This is a genomic window from Acidimicrobiia bacterium (assembly GCA_016650365.1).
Classification (GTDB): domain Bacteria; phylum Actinomycetota; class Acidimicrobiia; order Spongiisociales; family JAENVV01; genus JAENVV01.
Genome location: JAENVV010000063.1, coordinates 22,099 through 39,591, shown reverse-complemented (window position 1 = coordinate 39,591; position 17,493 = coordinate 22,099). Strand labels below are relative to the sequence as shown.

The following is a 17,493-nucleotide window of genomic DNA, read 5'->3' as shown; positions in this document are numbered from 1 at the left end:
AGGTATCGGCCAACCGAACAATATCGCCCTCGGTCCATTGTCCGGGTACTTCTTCGACGGCCAAACGGGCTCCATGACGGACCCGATCCGCAACTTCGGAACGGAGCAAACAGTGTGGCAACGAAGCCAGCGTATCAAAAGGACTGAGGAGAGCCGTATCCCATCGACCGGCCTCACCCAGCGCATCGAGGCGCTCGAGGGTGACGGCATGTTCGACAGACAATGAGCCGGTCTTCAGTCGACGGAGTGCCTTGAGGTGAGCCCGCCCTCCGAGGGCTTTGGCGAGATCGTCTGCCAGAACCCGAACATAGGTCCCCTTTGCGCAGACGACCCTGATGACCGCCTCGGAATATTCCTGCGGCCTGACGTCGAGGACCTGAAGAGAGTAGATCTCAACCGGGCGCGCTTCGCGCTCGACCTCGATCCCCTGGCGTGCCAATTCATGGAGCCGCCGCCCCCCCACTTTCAAAGCGGAGACCATTGGAGGGACCTGGTACACCGTACCGGTGAATTGCCCAATGAGGGCGTCAAGGTCGGCCTCGGTAACCAGCATGGGCCGGCGATAGGTTTCTTCCCCATCTGCGTCAAGGGAATCAGTGGCGACACCGAACTGGATCTGCCCGACATATTCTTTCGGAAGGTCCTGGACAAACCGCATGAGTTTCGTCGCCGGTCCGACCCCGCAGACCAATAGTCCCGTCGCCAGCGGATCCAGAGTTCCCGCATGGCCCACTTTGCGGATATTGATAGCCCTTCGAACCCTCGCGACGACATCGTGTGATGTCATACCCGCCGGTTTGTCGATGAGCAGGAACCCTCGATCGCTCATTCTTCTTCGTCAAGTTCGCGTAGCTTCTGAGAGATACGTACGCCGTATTCAATGGCCGGGTCGATTTCGAACCTCAGCGTTGGCGTGTACTTCATCCTGATCGACGAACCGATCGCCCGGCTTAGCCGGGGGGCGGCAGACTCGAGAGCCGCCTGCGTGGCTGCTTGCTGTTCAGCCGGACCCAGCACGGAGTAGAATACCCGGGCGGTGCGCAAATTGGGTGCCGTTTCCACTCCGGTGATCGTGACAAATCCCAATCGAGGGTCTTTGAGATCCTCAACCTCCCTTGCGATCACATGATGTACGGACGAGTTGATCTTTCGCATCCGGTCTGACATCTACGCCTCCGGTGGTTCTAAATAGCTGATCGAACTGGACACCAGTTCGATCTCCAGCTGGTTCTCTGCACATTCCACCACGTTCAAGACCATCGAGTCGACCACAAGGAGGCTGGACGAGACAAAAGCCACGGCAAGTTCTGTTCGCTGCCAGGTGTCCTGATGGCCTACCTCGGCTGTGACCACGTCGGCGATAGACCGAACCGACGTGACCAACCTGGCGAGGACCCGACGCTTTTCCTTGAGGGAATGAACGCCTGGCATTCTCAGCTCAAGAACAAGGACGGCCGCGACAACAGCTACGAGCGGGCCACCTCTCGGACCTCGTAGGCTTCGATCACGTCGCCTTCTTTGACATCGTTGTAGCCCTCAAGAGAGACACCACACTCGAAACCAGCCTGGACCTCGCGCACGTCGTCTTTGAATCGCCGTAGTGTCCCGATGACCCCGTCGTGGATGACCACCCCTGCTCGCAGGAGGCGGACCTTTCCACCACGGGTAAGGGAACCTTCCGTGATGTAGCAGCCAGCGATATTTCCACGACGCGGGACCTTGAACACTTCCCGAACCTCAGCCGAGCCAAGAACTGCCTCAACCTCGTCGGGAGCCAGGCGACCGACCAAAAGCGCTTCAATGTCATTGAGCAGTTCGTAAATGATGTTGTAGGTGCGAATCTGGATACCCTTGGCTTCGGCGGCCTTACGGGCCTGAGCATCGGGGCGGACATTGAATCCGAAGATCAAAGCTTCGGTCACCTCGGCGAGACTCACATCGTTCTCGGTGATGCCACCAACCGCCCCATGCACGATGGTGATCGTTCCGCCATCGCGGGTGATCTTGCTGGTCGCTTCACGGACTGCTTCCATCGAACCGTGAGCGTCGGTCTTGACAATCAAACGAAGCTCGGCCTCATCGGCGGTTCGGAGCTGTTCGAGCAGGGACGTCAACCTCTCACGAGCGGTCGGAACCACAAGTTCGGCCTGACGCATTCCCTCGAGGGTGGCCGCCGCCTCTTGCCTGGCGATCCGTTCATTCTTCCGCACATCAAATGCATCGCCCGCGGTGGGAACGTCTGACCAACCCATCACCAGTACCGGAGTCGACGGACCGGCCGACTTGAGCTCTTGACCGTTGAAATCCAACATGGCGCGAACCCGGCCAGAAATGGGTCCGGCAACCAAGGCATCTCCCCGGCGCAAGGTGCCACGCTGGACGATCACCGTGGCAACTGGCCCGCGGCCCTTATCCAACTGGCTCTCAACGACCGTGCCTGACGCGGATGCCTTCGAATTGGCCCTGAAATCCTCGACCTGGGCTACCAGGTCAATCACTTCAAGCAAGGTATCGACTCCCTCGCCCGTGAGCGCAGAAAGTTCAACCGCTGGAACGTCACCTCCGAGGGACTCGGCGATCAATCCGTACTCGGTGAGCTGAGCGCGTACCCGATGGGGATCCGCGCCGGGTGTGTCCATCTTGTTTATCGCGACGATGATTGGTACATTCGCCGCCTTGGAGTGACTGATCGCCTCCTGGGTTTGCGGCGTGATCCCATCATCGGCAGCTACCACGAGAACGACAATATCTGTGACATTGGCTCCCCTCGCCCGCAGGGCCGTGAAAGCCGCATGACCAGGCGTATCGAGGAATGTGGTCAATGCCCCATCATGATCGACCTGATAGGCGGCGATGTGCTGGGTGATCCCCCCATGCTCGCCCTCGACGACACTGGTTTTGCGAATGACATCGAGCAGGGTGGTCTTTCCGTGATCGACATGGCCCATTACGGTCACGACGGCCGGCCGGGCTACCAAATCGCTGTCAGCGTCATCAAACGTCCGCTTGGGCTTGATGAGGGAAGCAGCCTCTTCCTCTTCAGCTTCGCCACCTTCAACGGTTACCACAACACTGAAGTGATCACCAAGCAATTCGAAAGCGTCAGCCGGTATCGGAGTTCCCAGACCCACCAGCTCGCCCATCTGAATGAGTGCAGCCACCACCTCGGTTCCTGGGCGGCCGATAACATCACCAAATCCACTCGGCGTAATGCCCATGAGCACGGTCACAGCACCCCGTTGTGAGGCGACCACGGCCGGTTCAGCAGGTTCCGGAGCGACCTCGACGATCGCCTGCGGTGGCTCAGGTTGGGCCTTGAGTTCGGGTTCGGCCGTTGCGACAGGCGTAGGGTCAGGCTGAGGCTCGGAAGGTTTAGGGGCCACCTTCTTCACGGGTTCGGCCGTTGACGCCGGAACCAAGGCGGCTTTCAGCAGCACCGTATCGGACGCCTCCAATCCGGAGGACGCCGTTTTCACCGGAAGTCCAAGCTCCTCGGCCTTGGCGAGTACATCTTTCGAATCGAGACCCAGGTCCCGGGCAATTTCATAAATTCGTGCTTTAGCCATTACTCCTCAGCGTCCCCGTCTGTCGTTGCTTGAACGGCGTCATCCGACGCGGCTTGAATGGTGTCATCCGACTCGGAAGACGCCACGTCTTCGGAGGCACCTTGAACAATGTCATCCGGCGCGGCGGGCGCCGACGCCGACTCGGCACCTTCTACCGGGGCGGGTTGATCGGACTGAATGTCAACTTTGTAGCCGGACAGCCTTGCGGCCAGCCGGGCGTTCTGTCCCTCTTTGCCGATGGCAAGTGAAAGCTGATGATCGGCCACGATCACAGTCGCGATCTTGTCCTCTTCGGAAATATTCACCTGTTGAACCTTGGCAGGTCCGAGTGCTTCGGCGATGAACTGCCCGATGTCTTCGCGCCACTCGACAACGTCGACCTTTTCGCCACGCAATTCATTGACGACCTGGCGTACCCGGGCGCCCCGAGCACCAACGCAGGCCCCCTTAGGGTCGACCTTCGGGTCGTTGCTCTTGACGGCGATTTTGGTGCGATGCCCTGGCTCCCTGGCGATGGCTACGATTTCAATCGTTCCGTCCATGAGTTCTGGAACCTCGAGTTCCAACATCCTGCGAACGAAGTCCGGATGAGACCGGCTCACAATGATTTGAGGACCTTTGGCATCGTTGCGAACCTCAATAATGATCGCCTTTACCCGGTTGCCGCGCTCAAGCCGCTCGTACGGGATACGTTCCGACCCAGGCATGAGCGCCTCGGCATCACCGAGGTCGAGAATCGAGTACCGGTGGTCGACTTGCTGCACGATGCCGGTGATCAAGTCACCCTCGCGGGTTTGATACACATCGAAGACCTGATCGCGTTTCGCCTCGCGGAGGCGTTGCGAAATCACTTGCTTGGCGGTCTGGGCGGCTATCCGGCCGAAATCGTCCGGAGTGTCGACCCACTCGTCGGTAACATTGCCCTCTTCGTCGAGTTCCTGGGCATACACCACAATGTCGCCACTGTCGGGATCAATCACAACCCGAGCTTCTTCGGCGGCACTTGGTGAGCGTTTGTACGCGGAAACGAGCGCGTTGGCGAGCGCGTCAAGAATCGTCTCAACGGCGACACCACGTTCGCTCGCCACCAAATCCAGCGCGTCCATCACTGCCTGATCCATCTTCATGCGCTGTCCTCCTGCGTCTTCTGGCCCGGCATGGTGGTCTGCGGCCAGACAAACACCACCCGGGCGGAGAGGACCTGGTCATAACCGACCGTCCGGGCCTCCCCATTAATACTCATTTCAAAATTTCCATCCGCTGCACTTATCAGGACACCATCATGGCGTCGTTGGCCATCGACTTCTAATCGGGTTTTGACCGTTATTTCTTTCCCGATCACCTTCTTGAACTGCTCGGGACGTCGGAGTTTTCGTTCCAGACCCGGTGAGCTGACTTCCAGGTCGTAGCCTCCAACTATGACGTCGTGCTCATCCAGAATACGGGAAATCCCGGCCGTGAGTTCGCCGAGCGTATCGACATCTAACCCACCCGGCACGTCAACCGTTGCCCGCAAGCGTTTGCGCGACTGACCACCCAACAACTCAAGGTCGTCGAGTTCGATCCGTTCTGCCTCTAGATAGGCACTAATCACTTCCCATAGCTCCTTCGGAGCGTCACTCACGTTGGCCTCCACGCCGTCTTTGTCCGACGTATCTTCCTCATTTGGAGCATAAAGAAAAGCGGGCGGGGCGCCCACTTTCGTCCGTAGCGTCCAAGATGTATGGAAAAGAGTATATCAGAAGCGGTCCAGACCGGATCACCCCGGGTGGTTACTGCGGGGAGCCTACCAACCGGTCTCGCGTCACGCCAACAATGTCGCCAACCGACACTTCCTCGATTTCGCCGGTCGCCCTGGTCACCAGTTCAAGGAAACCAGACTCAACCCCGCGCGGTCCAACCGTGATTCTCAGCGGGAAACCAACCAGTTCTGCGTCGGCAAACTTCACACCAGGGCGTTCGTTACGGTCATCGAGGATTACATCAACGCCCGCCACTCGGAGTTCGTCATACACGCGGATCGCCGCGCCGAGGGTATCAGCGTCTTCAGGGCGGAGAACGGTTATCACGACCTGGTAGGGCGCCACACTCACCGGCCAGATAATGCCCTTGCTGTCATGGTTGGCTTCTACGATCGCCGCCATATTGCGTTCGACGCCGATCCCATACGAACCCATGAATATCGACTGTGACTTGCCGTTTTCGTCGAGCACCGTGGCACCGAACGGCTCTGAATAGCGGGTTCCAAGCTTGAAGATGTGGCCTATTTCAATGGTTTTCTCAACTTCGAGAGGTGCTCCACAATTGATACACGGTTCTCCGGCAAGCACTTCGCGCAAGTCGAGCCAGTCGTCAACGCGAATGTCCCGGTCCATGTCGACGTTGCGGAAGTGGAAATCGTCCTCGTTGGCTCCAGTGGTCATTCCCCCCCGGTCTCTCAAAGCCAGGTCGGCGACGATCCGGAACCCTTCGACGCCAACGGCCCCCAAGCTGCCGGGATGGGCGCCAACGGCGGCGAATATCTCGTCGGCGGTAGCCGGCCTTGCCTCAACGACGCTGAGCCCGTCAAGGAGTTTCTGCTCTACCAGGCTGTGATCACCGCGCATGAGAACGACGACGAGGTCAGAATCGACAACATAGAACAGTGACTTGATTTGGCGATTCGCGGCCGCTCCGCCTTCGAATGCCTCAAGTCCCTTAATCGTTCTGACGCCGGGGGTGGCGAATTTCTCGAGGGACGCCGGAGTGGGATCTTCCACCGGGGAAAGGACCGCAGAAGCCGTTTCAACGTTTGAGGAGTAGTCACCGGTTGGGCAGACCACAATCCAATCTTCCCCGGCATCTGACCGGACCATGAACTCAACGGAACCTGCCCCACCCATCATTCCCGACGAAGCTTCTACGGGGACCGCCGACAGTCCAAGCCTGGCAAAGATTCGCTGATATGCGGTGTAGTGGTTGGCAAACGCCACGTCGAGCCCCGCCTGATCGAGATCGAATGAGTATGAGTCCTTCATTGTGAACTCTCGAACCCTCAGCACACCGGATTTAGGGCGCGGTTCGTCTCGCAGCTTCGTTTGAATCTGGTACCAGACCTGGGGTAACTGCTTGTAGGAGCTCAACTCAAGGGCCAGAGTTGTGAAGATTTCCTCGTGGGTCATCGCCAAACATAGGTCGGCTTCTTTGCGGTCTTTGAGGCGAAACAGTTCATCCCCGATCAGATCCCAACGACCCGACTGTTGCCACGGTTCGGCCGGATGCAACACCGGAAGCAGGAACTCCTGACCCCCGATGGTGTCAATTTCTTCACGAATGATCTGCATGATCTTGGCGCGAACCCGCATGGCAGGCGGCAATAACGAGTACGAGCCCGCCATGAGCTGTCTGACAAACCCGGCCCGGATGAGCAGCTTGTGACTTACCGCCTCAGCTTCGGCTGGATCGTCGCGTAGCGTTGGGATGAAGGCCTGTGACCAGCGCAGAATTCGTCTCCTCGTGAGTTCCGGCAGAGGTTAGCCGACCCGCCGGAGGCCCCTGGTTGGTTCCTAGTTGGAAGCCACCTTGGCGACCCGGGCTCTCTTCGAGGCAGCATCGTTCGCATCACCCTGGATCTCGACGAGTTGTTCACGAACCAGCCGGCTCAATTGCTCGGCGTTGGCATCTGCGGCCGCCAGTCTGGCCTCGACTCCCTGTTCGACGAGTTTGCGAGCCTCATCCACGAGCGCCTCGACCATCTCGTCCTCGGGGACCACCCTGACTACCTGGCCCTTGATAAACATGTGACCCTTGCCACGACCGGCCGCTATGCCGAGGTCAGCTTCCCGAGCCTCCCCGGGTCCATTGACGACGCAGCCCATGATGGCCACCTGAATAGGCAAGTTCTCAGCTTCGAGAGCCTCCTGCGCGCGACGGGCAACATCGATGACGTCAACCTCAGCTCTCCCACAGGAGGGACAAGCAATGAGATCGAGACCCTTGCGCTCGCGCAGACCAAGATATTCCAACAGTGCTCGACCGGTTTTGGCTTCCTCGACCGGGTCGGCTGTGAGAGAAAAGCGGATGGTGTCCCCGATCCCCTCGTTGAGAAGCGTTCCGATCCCGGCTGTACCCTTGATGATCCCACCCGGGAGGGGGCCGGCCTCGGTGACCCCCAGATGCAAGGGGTAATCGACTGCGTCGGCAAGCAGCCGATAGGCGGCGACCATCGACGGTACGTGGCTGTGCTTCACCGAAATCTTGATGTCCGTGAAGTCAACGTCTTCAAGATATCTGATCTCCTTGAGGGCAGACTCCACCAGGGCCTCCGGGGTGGCGCTGCCGTACTTATCGAGAAGATCCTTATCAAGCGATCCACCATTTACCCCGACCCGGATCGGGACACCGCGATCCTTGGCGGCTCTGGCAACGGTCTTGATGTGGGTCTCGTTGCGTATGTTCCCCGGATTCAGACGAAGCGCAGCGACGCCGGCTTCCAGGGCGGCCAACGCCAGCTTGTGTTGGAAATGAATATCGGCAACGATCGGCACTGGCGAACGCGGAACGATTTCGGCCAGGCCCTGAGCGGCCTCGACGTCGTTGCAGGTAATTCGCACGATATCGGCACCGGCGCCAGCCAATGCGTACACCTGAGCGAGGGTGCCGTCGACGTCGGCAGTTTTGGTAGTCGTCATGGATTGAACACTGACCGGGGATCCGCCACCGACCGGTACATTGCCGACCGAAATCTGACGGGTGATGCGACGTTCAAACATCAGAACTGAATCGGTTGGACGACATCAAGGTATATCGACACGATACCGATGAAGATGAACAATCCGAGTACCACCGCCGCCACCGGCATGAGCTTGCGGATATCCGCCTCCCGTTTGAAGACTTTCTCGTACAGCGCCACGGCAAAGTGCCCTCCGTCGAGCGGAAAGAGGGGCAGAGCGTTCATCACGGCAAGTACGACGTTGATATATCCAAGAAATAGAACAATCGTGCTCCACCCGATCGTGTCCCCGGCTTGAGCACCAATCTGCCCGATCCCGACGATCGACACCGGACGCGACTCTTGAGCCAGCTGTCCTCCGACAAACACCTTCGCGAGACCGTCAAGGTTGCTGACCATGTCCCACAAGAAACCGTAACTCAGGCCAACCAGCCCAACAGTTTGCCGGCCGGCCAGACCGACTGCTTCGATCACACCAACCTCCGGAACCATCTCCGACGGTGAAACGCCCAGGAAACCACGCGCACCGCCCGTAACCGACTCTCGGGTGGCCAACGTGGCAGCCAGGGTGAGTTCTTCACCGGCCCGATCGATCAGGATATCGACAGTTTCCCCTGGACGATCCGAGATCGCCGCAACGACGGAGTCCCAATCGGGGGTTTCGACGCCGGCGACGGCAAGTATGGTGTCACCAACCTCGATGCCAGCAGCCAAAGCCGGACTGGCCGTTTCATCCTCGATGGCCGAAACAGCTGAAACGGTTGGCACCAGTTCGGCGTCAACCAGGTTGCCGTACGCCAATAACGCACCAAAAAAGATCAGATATCCGAGCGCCATGTTGACCGTGACTCCGGCCAGCACCACGACCGCCTTCTCCCAGAACTTCTTTTCCCGGTAGGTTTGGCCGACATCTTCTGCCGCGACCTCTTCGAGCGGGTTCATACCGATAATCCGGACATACCCGCCGGCAGGAATCGCTTTGATTCCGTATTCCGTTTCGCCTCGAACGAACGAAACGAGGCGTGGCCCGAACCCGAAAAAGAACTCGGTGACCTTCATCTTGGTCAGTTTGGCGGCAATGAAGTGACCCGCTTCGTGAGCCATCACGAAGAAGAACAAACCACCAATCATCAATATGACACCAGCCACTAGCCAGATCTCCAATCTGAGCTTGATGTCAGGTTAACACGCCCCAGAAATCAACTGGTCCGCGACCGACCGTGCCTCGGCGTCGACCGCCAGAACATCAGCGACCGACTCGAGGTTGACCGTTGGCATTCTTGACACGGTTCGCTCGATCACGTCGACGATACCGAGAAAGCTGAGCCGTCCCTCCAGGAACGCTTGCACAGCCACCTCATCGGCGGCGCTGAAGACCGCCGGCGATGAGCCGCCCATCTTCCCAACTTCATACGCCAGATCGAGAGCCCGAAAGGTCGCCCGATCCGGCTTTAGGAACGTCAAGGTCTTGCCGCCCAGTTCGAACGGGGCCAGGCCACCAGGTGACCGGTGAGGAAACGTGACCGCGTATTGAATCGGTACGCGCATGTCGGGCTCGCCCAGGTGGGCTTTGGAAGATCCGTCTACAAATTCCACCAACGAATGGACAATGCTCTGCGGATGTACCACCACGTCGATTTGTTCAAAGGGCAGATCGAACAGGAAGTGCGCCTCGATTACCTCAAGGCCCTTGTTGACGAGCGTCGCCGAATCGATGCTGATCCTCTTGCCCATGTCCCAGGTGGGATGCGCCAATGCTTCGGACGGAGTTACGGCCTCGAGTTGGCGGTGAGATCGCCCCAGAAAAGGGCCCCCGGATGCAGTGAGAACAATCCTGGCCACATCCGAGGACCGTTCACCCTTCAGACATTGGTAGATGGCCGAGTGTTCGCTGTCCACGGGAATGATCTCGGCGCCGGTACGCGCCCTGGCAGCCAGGAGAACCGGGCCACCGGCGACGAGGCTCTCTTTGTTGGCTAGTCCGAGACGGTTGCCGGCCTCGAGAGCGGCAACCGATGCGGCCAGGCCGACTGAGCCAACAATCCCGTTGATGACAACCGCTCCGCGGGTGGCGGCTACTTCCTGGACCGATTCGGGACCAAACGAAACTCGCTTGCCAAACGCATCAGTAAATCTGACCCGCTCATCATCGGTGGCGGCGGCGACCACCAATTTGGCATCTGGCCAGGTCAGACCGAGATTAAAAAGCTCCTCGGACCCGCTTCTGGCCGCCATGGCAACGACAGGAATGTCGAGTCGACGAGCCACCTCGAATGTCTGAGTGCCGATTGAACCAGTGGCACCGAGAACAACCAGCTCGGCCGGCATGGCCTAGAGGTAGCCGAGGGTTTGAAATACGTAATAGCCGATCGGCACAGCGAACAGCAAGGCATCGATCCGGTCGAGCAGGCCGCCGTGTCCGGGGACGATGGATCCCATGTCTTTGATACCCAACGAGCGCTTGATCATGGATTCGGCGATGTCACCGAGCGGCGATGTGACGAAGATGGCCAGGCCAAGCCACAAACTGCCCGGCAGCTCGAAAAGTGAGAAGTGGTCGAGGAGCGAGATGACCATCGTCATCGCAACTGCGCCCGCTGCGCCGCCTGCCAGGCCCTCCCAAGTTTTGTTCGGAGACAAGACAGGTGCCATGGGGGTCTTGCCAAACGTACGCCCGGCGAAGAACGAACCGGTGTCGACTGCCGCTGAGATCAGAACCAGACCGATGATGAGTTGGGCGGCGTCATCGACTCTGGCGAGCGACGTCGCAAAGCCCAGCATGCCGGGAATCCAGACAATTCCGAATATCGTGACGGCCGCATTGTCGAGTGGGTCTGCGCGGATGAGCATCGTGTAGAACACGAGCACCCCGACGATCGAGACCATCACCGTACCTGCCACGCCTCCCGGTCCGGCCCGGAAGCCTGCGATTGGAGCGCCGATGGCCGCCAACAGTCCGAGCAAGGCAATGGGCTTATACCCGGCGGTTCGGGTCGCGGAATAGAACTCCCCGACCGCAACGATCGAAACGAGGCTGAGGAAAGCCACGAACCACCAACCACCGAGGACCGCCGAACCGACCAGAAGAGCCACCAGTGCCAGCCCGGATACGATCCGTACAGGAAGGTCGCTGCTCGGTTTCGTGCGTTCAATCGGGACTTCGACGGTCCCGGTGACATCCTCAAACCCGACGACACCCGAATCTATCCCATGCAACGGGGCGGCCACGGCTTGCATCTGAACGGCCTCCGTCTCGATCTTTCGAATCTCCTCGGCAAGGTCCTTATATTCGGTCGTCGTGTTGGCCAAATAGTCGTCCCGAGAAAACTCGTCGAGCGGATTCGATCCGGGTCCGAACCCTTCGTCAGCGCCGAGGAAGTCCTCATCGTCTTGGGGCGGGACCGCGTCATGACCGGGTCCCGGGTCCGCAACTTGTTCGATCTCCTCGAGGCTCAACTGGTCGGTCTTGTCGGCATCATCGCCTACCCAGGGGAGGTCGTCATCTGAATTTTCGGCCATTGGCTAAACCTCCAGGAGCTCTTGCTCCTTGTGACCCAAGAGCTCATCGATTCTTGCCGTGTGGCGGTCAGTGGCATCCTGGAGGCTCTTCTCTGCCCGTCGAATGTCGTCATCACTCACTTCGCCGGAAAGCGCTTCGAGGTCTTCCTTGATACCGCGTCGAATGCTCCGAATCGCCACCCGGCCATCCTCGGCCATGGCTTTGACGACCTTGATGAGCTCCTTACGACGATCCGAGGTGAGCTGCGGAAATACGAGCCGGATGACCGTTCCATCGTTCGAAGGGTTGAGCCCGAGAGACGAACTGCTGATCGCTTTCTCGATTTCCTGAAGCGATCCACGGTCGAACGGTTGAACAACCAGCAATCGAGGTTCGGGAACGGAAAAGGTGGCGAGTTGTTGGAGGGGGGTCGGAGCACCGTAGTAATCGACCATGATCCGATGAAGAATGCCCGGGTTGGCCCGACCGGTCCGAATGGTGGTGAACTCTTGCTGAGCGTGCTCGACAGCACCGTCCATTTTCAGTTCTGCTTCCGCCAGAAGTTCGTCAATCATGCGCGCTCCTAATGCACCAGAGTCCCGAGATCCGCTCCGGCCACAACCTTGGTGATATTGCCCGGTTCTCTAAGGCTAAACACCCTGATAGGAAGATTGTTCTCTTTGCACAGAGTCACGGCGGTCAAGTCCATGACGTTCAAGCCACGAGCGAGGACTTCCATGTATCCGATTTCATGAATGAACTCCGCGTCCGGGTTGATACGCGGATCGGAGTCATAGACGCCATCGACCATCGTTGCCTTGAGCACCTCGTCCGCCCCGATCTCGGCCGCGCGGAGCGCTGCCGCAGTGTCCGTCGTGAAGAACGGGTTGCCGGTCCCAGCCGCGAAGATAACGACCCGACCTTTTTCGAGATGACGGATCGCCCGAAGCCGAATGTACGGTTCGGCAAGCTGTTGCATCGTGATGGCTGACTGGACCCGGGTCTCGACATCTTCCTTTTCGAGAGCGTCGCGCAACGCCAGGGCGTTGATAACCGTCGCCAGCATCCCCATGTAGTCGGCGCTCGCCTGGTCCATGCCGGCCGCGGCCGAAGACACGCCCCGGAAGATGTTGCCGCCACCAACAACGATGGCAACTTCGACTCCTTGTTCGATCGCGTCGGCAACCTCTCTGGCTACCCGCCGGACCGTCGCCGGATCAATCCCGTATCCGAGTTCGACATCGGCAAATGCTTCCCCGGACAATTTGAGGAGGACCCGGCGAGGTTCCATGAGCGCTCCTAGTTTTCGCCGACGGCGATACGGGAGAACGATTTGATCGCGATGTTCTCACCCATCTTGGCGGCCAGTTGCTGAACCAATTCGCCAACGGTGCCTTCGAACTTGTCCGACTTTACGAACGGCTGATCAAGCAGGACCCGATCCTGGTAGTACTTCTCAAGACGTCCTTCGACAATCTTGGGGATGACCGTGTCAGGTTTACCCTCATTCTTGGCCTGATTGGCGATAATGTCGGCTTCGCTCCGGAGATCCTCTGCAGGGATTTCTTCCCTGGTCAAGAAATCTGGCTTTCCCCAGGCGATATGCATCGCAATGTCACGGGCGGTTTCGACGAATTCCGGGCTCTTGGCGACAAAATCGGTCTCGGATGACAGATAAACGAGGACGCCCTGAACATCGCGTCCCGCCTGATTGTGGAGATAGCTCCCTATGCAACCCTCCGAAGCGTCCCGATCGGCCCGCTTGGCCGTGGCGGCCAGTCCCTTCTCACGCAGGTAGGTGACTGCCTTGTCGAAATCACCTTCCGACGCGACCAGAGCCTTCTTGGCGTCCATCATTCCAACGGACGTTGCCTGCCGTAACTCCTGTACATCTTTAGCGGAAAATTCAGCCATACCGGTTTCCTATGCTTCTACCGCGGCGTCATCAGTCGGTTCTGAGCTGACGTCTTTTTCGGTCATTTCTTCTAAATCGGACTTGCCAACGAGTTGCTTCCCATCGATGGCTGCCTGGGCGATGATGCCGGCCAGGAGCTGCGCAGACCGAACGGCGTCATCATTGCCAGGAATGACGATATCGACTCCGGTCGGATCACAGTTCGAGTCAACCACCGCGATAACGGGGATGCCAAGCCGGTTTGCTTCTTTCACAGCCGTCGCCTCGACGTTGATGTCGATGATGAACAAGCAGTTAGGTATCGACTTGAGATTCACCACGCCACCAAGGTTGCGCTGAAGCTTTTCGTATTCACGGCTGAGCTTGAGACGTTCCTTCTTGGGCCGACCGGCAAACTCACCGGTTTCGTGCATACGCTCCAGTTCACGCATGTAGAAGATGCGCTTCTGAATGGTGGTGAAGTTGGTGAGCATGCCACCGAGCCAGCGATAGTTCACGTACGGCATCGAGGCTCGGTCGGCTGCCTCAGCTATGGCACCTGCGACCTGCTTCTTGGTTCCTACGAACAGAACGGTACCGCCGGCAGCGACTTCCTTCTTGACGAACTCGGCCGCCTCGTTGGCCTTCTCCAGGCTTTGGCGTAGGTCAATGATGTGGATCCCGTTGCGATCGCCAAAAATATAGGGCTTCATCTTCGGGTTCCAACGCTGGGTGCGGTGACCGAAGTGGACGCCGGCTTCCAACAGTTGTTTGATTGTGACAACAGACATGCTGCTCCTTATGGTTGTTCCTCCGCACCGATGGGCAGGATTGCCAGCGGGGAGACCGCCTTCCGCAGACTTTTGTCTGACCAATGGAAGTTCTACCGGTGCGTGTGTATTTGCCACCCGTTTCGGGCAGGACTCAGGTTCGAGTCCGGGAAAGTCTAGCTGAAGCCGTAGGGGGCGAGTCGCTCAGTTGGTAACAGCCATGCGGTTACGAAGGCTCATGACAGCTTTGGTATGAATCTGGCAGACCCTCGATTCGGTAACCCCAAGCACCTCTCCGATTTCTGCGAGCGTCAATCCTTCGTAGTAGTAAAGGGTTACGACGAGTCGTTCCCGATCGGGAAGACGGTTGATTGCGTCGGCAACCACCCGCTTGGTCTCCTCGACCTGGAAAGCAGCTTCCGGGGTCATCCCGCGAGGATCAGGCAATACGTCACCCACCGACGACGAGTCCGAATCGCGGCCGAGGAGTTCATCGAGAGCTACCAACCCGAGCGATGAAATCTCACCCAGCGTGTCCTGAAGCTGACTGAGTGGCATCTCCATCTTGTCAGACAGTTCTTCTTCAGATGGCGTCCGCTGCAGCTTGTGCTCAAGTTCCTGGAGGGAGCGTTCGATCTCCCTGGCCCGAGCTCGGACCGAACGCGGGACCCAATCGAGGGCCCGCAACTCGTCGAGGATGGCGCCCTTGACACGATTGATGGCGTAGGTCTCGAACTTGAATCCACGCTCGAGATCGAATTTATCGATGGCATCGATGAGTCCGAAGATGCCGTACGAGATCAGATCGGACTGCTCGACGCTTCTCGGCAGGCCGACGCCAACGCGGCCCGCGACGAACTTCACAAGTGGTGAATAATGGAGGATGAGACCCTCACGGGCTCGTTCGGAGGCGGTGGACTTGAAGTCCACCCACATCTGCTGAACATGTTCTTCGGATGACTTATGCCCGCGGGTGGCTTCGCTCATATGTCGCCTTGAGGTGGTCTCGAGTTATCGCAGTGTAAAGCTGCGTGGTCGCCAATTCAACGTGCCCTAACATTTCCTGCACAGCACGTAGATCTGCTCCTCCTTCCAGGAGATGCGTCGCGAACGAGTGGCGCAGTGCGTGCGGGAAGGTTCCCGCACGTTGCTGGATGATACGCCGTATACCTCGTGGATCGAGGGATCTTCCTCGAATACCTATCCAGAGAGCATCGTTCTGAACCGATCCAACCATCCGCGGGCGTCCTTTGGCGAGCCATCGTTCGATGCTTCGCACAGCCGGTCCGCCGATCGGAACAACCCGGTCCTTGTTGCCCTTACCGCGCACGGTCACGGTGTCTGCTCCCCCGATGGACGTCGTCAACGAGGCCAGCTCGGAGACCCGTAGCCCGGTGGCATACAACGTCTCGAGGATGGCCCGATCACGCAGTTCAATCGGTTCGTCGCCGTCGATTGCCTCAATGAACTCGGCGACCGCCCGCTGTGGTAGCGCTTTGGGCAGTCTTTGAGGAGTCTTCGTCCTGGCAAGTTGCTGGGCCGGGTTACTGGGGATTTCCCCACGCAAAGCCAGATCGGCAAAAAAGCCTTTCACCGACGATGATTTGCGGCGAATACTCCCCCGGGCATAACCGAGGGTGTCGAGGTAGGCCAGGAAACGTCGTATGAAGCGCCGATCGATTTCAGCAAGGGATTGGATGGACCCTCGGTCACAGAAGGCCAAGAATTGACTGATGTCTCGTCGGTATGCGGCGATCGAGTGAGGTGACAATCCTCGTTGGACCTTTAGACGAACGAGGTACCGTTCGAATGAATCAAGCGCCCAAGCGGGCGGATCAGGTATTTGGACCACCGCCCCATCCTCGCTGCCCCAGCCGATGGGGTCAACGACCCGCAACGACTTTGGCAGCCTTCTCCAGGAGTAGGTCCGTGTCATCCCACCCGATGCAAGCATCGGTGATCGACACGCCATGGTCGAGCTTTACATCCGGCGCCCAGTCCTGCCGGCCGGCGTTTATGTGACTTTCAACCATCAGGCCCATGATGCCGTTCTGGCCAGACTTGAATTGGCGTAACACCTCATCGGCGACGATCGGTTGGCGTCGGTGATCCTTCTTCGAATTGCCATGAGAACAATCGACCATCACCGGACGCTCGATTCCTTGCGCCTTGCCTCGAGCAACCGCATCCTTCACGGCCGCCGCGTCATAGTTCGGCCCGCCGGCTCCGCCCCGAAGAACAATATGGGTATCGGGGTTGCCGTTGGTTCGCACCATGGCGAGCTGACCCTCGAAATTGACGCTGAAGAAACTATGGGAACGTTCGGCAGCCTTCATGGCATGAACGGCGACGTCGACCCGACCGTCGGTTGAGTTCTTGAAACCGATCGGAGCTGACATACCGCTCGCCAGCTGGCGATGAACCTGACTTTCGACGGTTCTGGCACCGATCGCCGCCCACGACAGGAAGTCGGCGAAGTACTGCGGAGTGATCGGGTCGAGTAGCTCGACTGCGCATGGCATGCCCATGTCGTTGATCGTTTGAAGCAAACGCCTGGATACTTCGATGCCTGTCGGGATATCTTCGGATCCGTCCAGTTGTGGGTCATAAACCAATCCTGTCCACCCCACCGTGGTCCGGGGCTTTTCGAAGTAGGTACGCATAACGATCAGTAGCTCATCGGCGTAACGGGTTCTCAGCGCCATGAGCTTGTCGGCGTATTCGGCGGCAACCTCGACGTCGTGAATCGAACATGGTCCGATGACCACGACAAGCCGCTTGGTGTCTCGACCGTGGAGAATGTCTGCGATCGCCTGGCGGGAGTCGGCCACAAGGCTCTCGGACCGGTTGGGAATCTCAAGTTTGAGCTGAGATGGCCGCTTCAACGCGGCGATTTCCTTGATATGGGTGTCGTCTACCGAGGTCGGTATCACAATTGGATTGTCGGTCATCTAGAGCTGCCTTCCAGTGTGAGCCGCTCGGCGCAAAAAAAACCCGAGCCAGCGGCTCGGGGTCGAAGTTCTCGTGCGATGGCTAAACGCGACTACTTCGAC

The 17,493-nt window shown here is 58.7% G+C and carries 18 protein-coding genes; all 18 read right to left on the bottom strand.

The features are described 5' to 3' along the window. The coding region (truB, locus tag JJE47_04115) for a tRNA pseudouridine(55) synthase TruB (GenBank protein MBK5266597.1) at positions 1–829 on the bottom strand (829 nt) is incomplete at its 3' end. Then, positions 826–1,167 carry a 30S ribosome-binding factor RbfA gene (gene rbfA, locus JJE47_04110; GenBank protein MBK5266596.1) on the bottom strand — a complete coding sequence of 114 codons (342 nt, stop codon included), beginning with the start codon at positions 1,165–1,167 and terminating at the stop codon, positions 826–828. The genes truB and rbfA, both read right to left, overlap by 4 nt. After that, a complete protein-coding gene (locus JJE47_04105) occupies positions 1,168–1,431 on the bottom strand; it encodes a DUF503 domain-containing protein (GenBank protein MBK5266595.1) in 264 nt (87 codons plus the stop codon). A 35-nt stretch (positions 1,432–1,466) separates the two neighbouring features. Then, on the bottom strand, positions 1,467–3,566 hold the full coding sequence (gene infB / locus JJE47_04100) for a translation initiation factor IF-2 (protein MBK5266594.1): 2,100 nt from the start codon (positions 3,564–3,566) through the stop codon (positions 1,467–1,469). Further along, complete coding sequence (gene nusA / locus JJE47_04095) at positions 3,566–4,687, bottom strand: transcription termination/antitermination protein NusA (protein ID MBK5266593.1); 1,122 nt, start codon at positions 4,685–4,687, stop codon at positions 3,566–3,568. The genes infB and nusA overlap by 1 nt, the downstream gene beginning before the upstream one ends. Before the next feature lie 2 nt (positions 4,688–4,689). Beyond that, positions 4,690–5,190: a ribosome maturation factor RimP gene (locus JJE47_04090; GenBank protein ID MBK5266592.1), complete on the bottom strand. Its 501-nt coding sequence runs from the start codon at positions 5,188–5,190 to the stop codon at positions 4,690–4,692. A gap of 148 nt (positions 5,191–5,338) precedes the next feature. Then, positions 5,339–7,048 (bottom strand): proline--tRNA ligase, encoded by a 1,710-nt coding sequence (locus JJE47_04085; protein MBK5266591.1) that lies wholly within the window; start codon positions 7,046–7,048, stop codon positions 5,339–5,341. A gap of 63 nt (positions 7,049–7,111) precedes the next feature. Beyond that, positions 7,112–8,317, bottom strand: a complete 1,206-nt coding sequence (ispG, locus tag JJE47_04080) for a flavodoxin-dependent (E)-4-hydroxy-3-methylbut-2-enyl-diphosphate synthase (GenBank protein MBK5266590.1) — start codon at positions 8,315–8,317, stop codon at positions 7,112–7,114. Further along, positions 8,317–9,426 carry an RIP metalloprotease gene (locus tag JJE47_04075; GenBank protein ID MBK5266589.1) on the bottom strand — a complete coding sequence of 370 codons (1,110 nt, stop codon included), beginning with the start codon at positions 9,424–9,426 and terminating at the stop codon, positions 8,317–8,319. Before JJE47_04075 ends, ispG begins: the two co-directional genes overlap by 1 nt. A gap of 33 nt (positions 9,427–9,459) precedes the next feature. Further along, positions 9,460–10,605: a 1-deoxy-D-xylulose-5-phosphate reductoisomerase gene (locus JJE47_04070; GenBank protein ID MBK5266588.1), complete on the bottom strand. Its 1,146-nt coding sequence runs from the start codon at positions 10,603–10,605 to the stop codon at positions 9,460–9,462. 3 nt (positions 10,606–10,608) lie between these two features. Then, positions 10,609–11,796 (bottom strand): phosphatidate cytidylyltransferase, encoded by a 1,188-nt coding sequence (locus JJE47_04065; protein MBK5266587.1) that lies wholly within the window; start codon positions 11,794–11,796, stop codon positions 10,609–10,611. Between the two features lie 3 nt (positions 11,797–11,799). Continuing rightward, positions 11,800–12,351, bottom strand: a complete 552-nt coding sequence (frr, locus tag JJE47_04060; GenBank protein MBK5266586.1) for a ribosome recycling factor — start codon at positions 12,349–12,351, stop codon at positions 11,800–11,802. Between the two features lie 8 nt (positions 12,352–12,359). Further along, positions 12,360–13,067 (bottom strand): UMP kinase, encoded by a 708-nt coding sequence (locus JJE47_04055; protein MBK5266585.1) that lies wholly within the window; start codon positions 13,065–13,067, stop codon positions 12,360–12,362. 8 nt (positions 13,068–13,075) lie between these two features. Then, the gene (locus JJE47_04050) at positions 13,076–13,690 is read right to left on the bottom strand and encodes an elongation factor Ts (GenBank protein MBK5266584.1); all 615 of its coding nucleotides are present in this window, start codon (positions 13,688–13,690) and stop codon (positions 13,076–13,078) included. Between the two features lie 9 nt (positions 13,691–13,699). After that, positions 13,700–14,461, bottom strand: a complete 762-nt coding sequence (rpsB, locus tag JJE47_04045; protein ID MBK5266583.1) for a 30S ribosomal protein S2 — start codon at positions 14,459–14,461, stop codon at positions 13,700–13,702. Between the two features lie 183 nt (positions 14,462–14,644). After that, positions 14,645–15,427 (bottom strand): RNA polymerase sigma factor WhiG, encoded by a 783-nt coding sequence (gene whiG / locus JJE47_04040; protein ID MBK5266582.1) that lies wholly within the window; start codon positions 15,425–15,427, stop codon positions 14,645–14,647. Further along, a complete protein-coding gene (locus JJE47_04035; GenBank protein MBK5266581.1) occupies positions 15,402–16,292 on the bottom strand; it encodes a tyrosine-type recombinase/integrase in 891 nt (296 codons plus the stop codon). The genes whiG and JJE47_04035 overlap by 26 nt, the downstream gene beginning before the upstream one ends. Positions 16,293–16,323: 31 nt before the next feature. Beyond that, a complete protein-coding gene (locus tag JJE47_04030) occupies positions 16,324–17,373 on the bottom strand; it encodes a 3-deoxy-7-phosphoheptulonate synthase (GenBank protein MBK5266580.1) in 1,050 nt (349 codons plus the stop codon). Between the last annotated feature and the right edge of the window lie 120 nt (positions 17,374–17,493).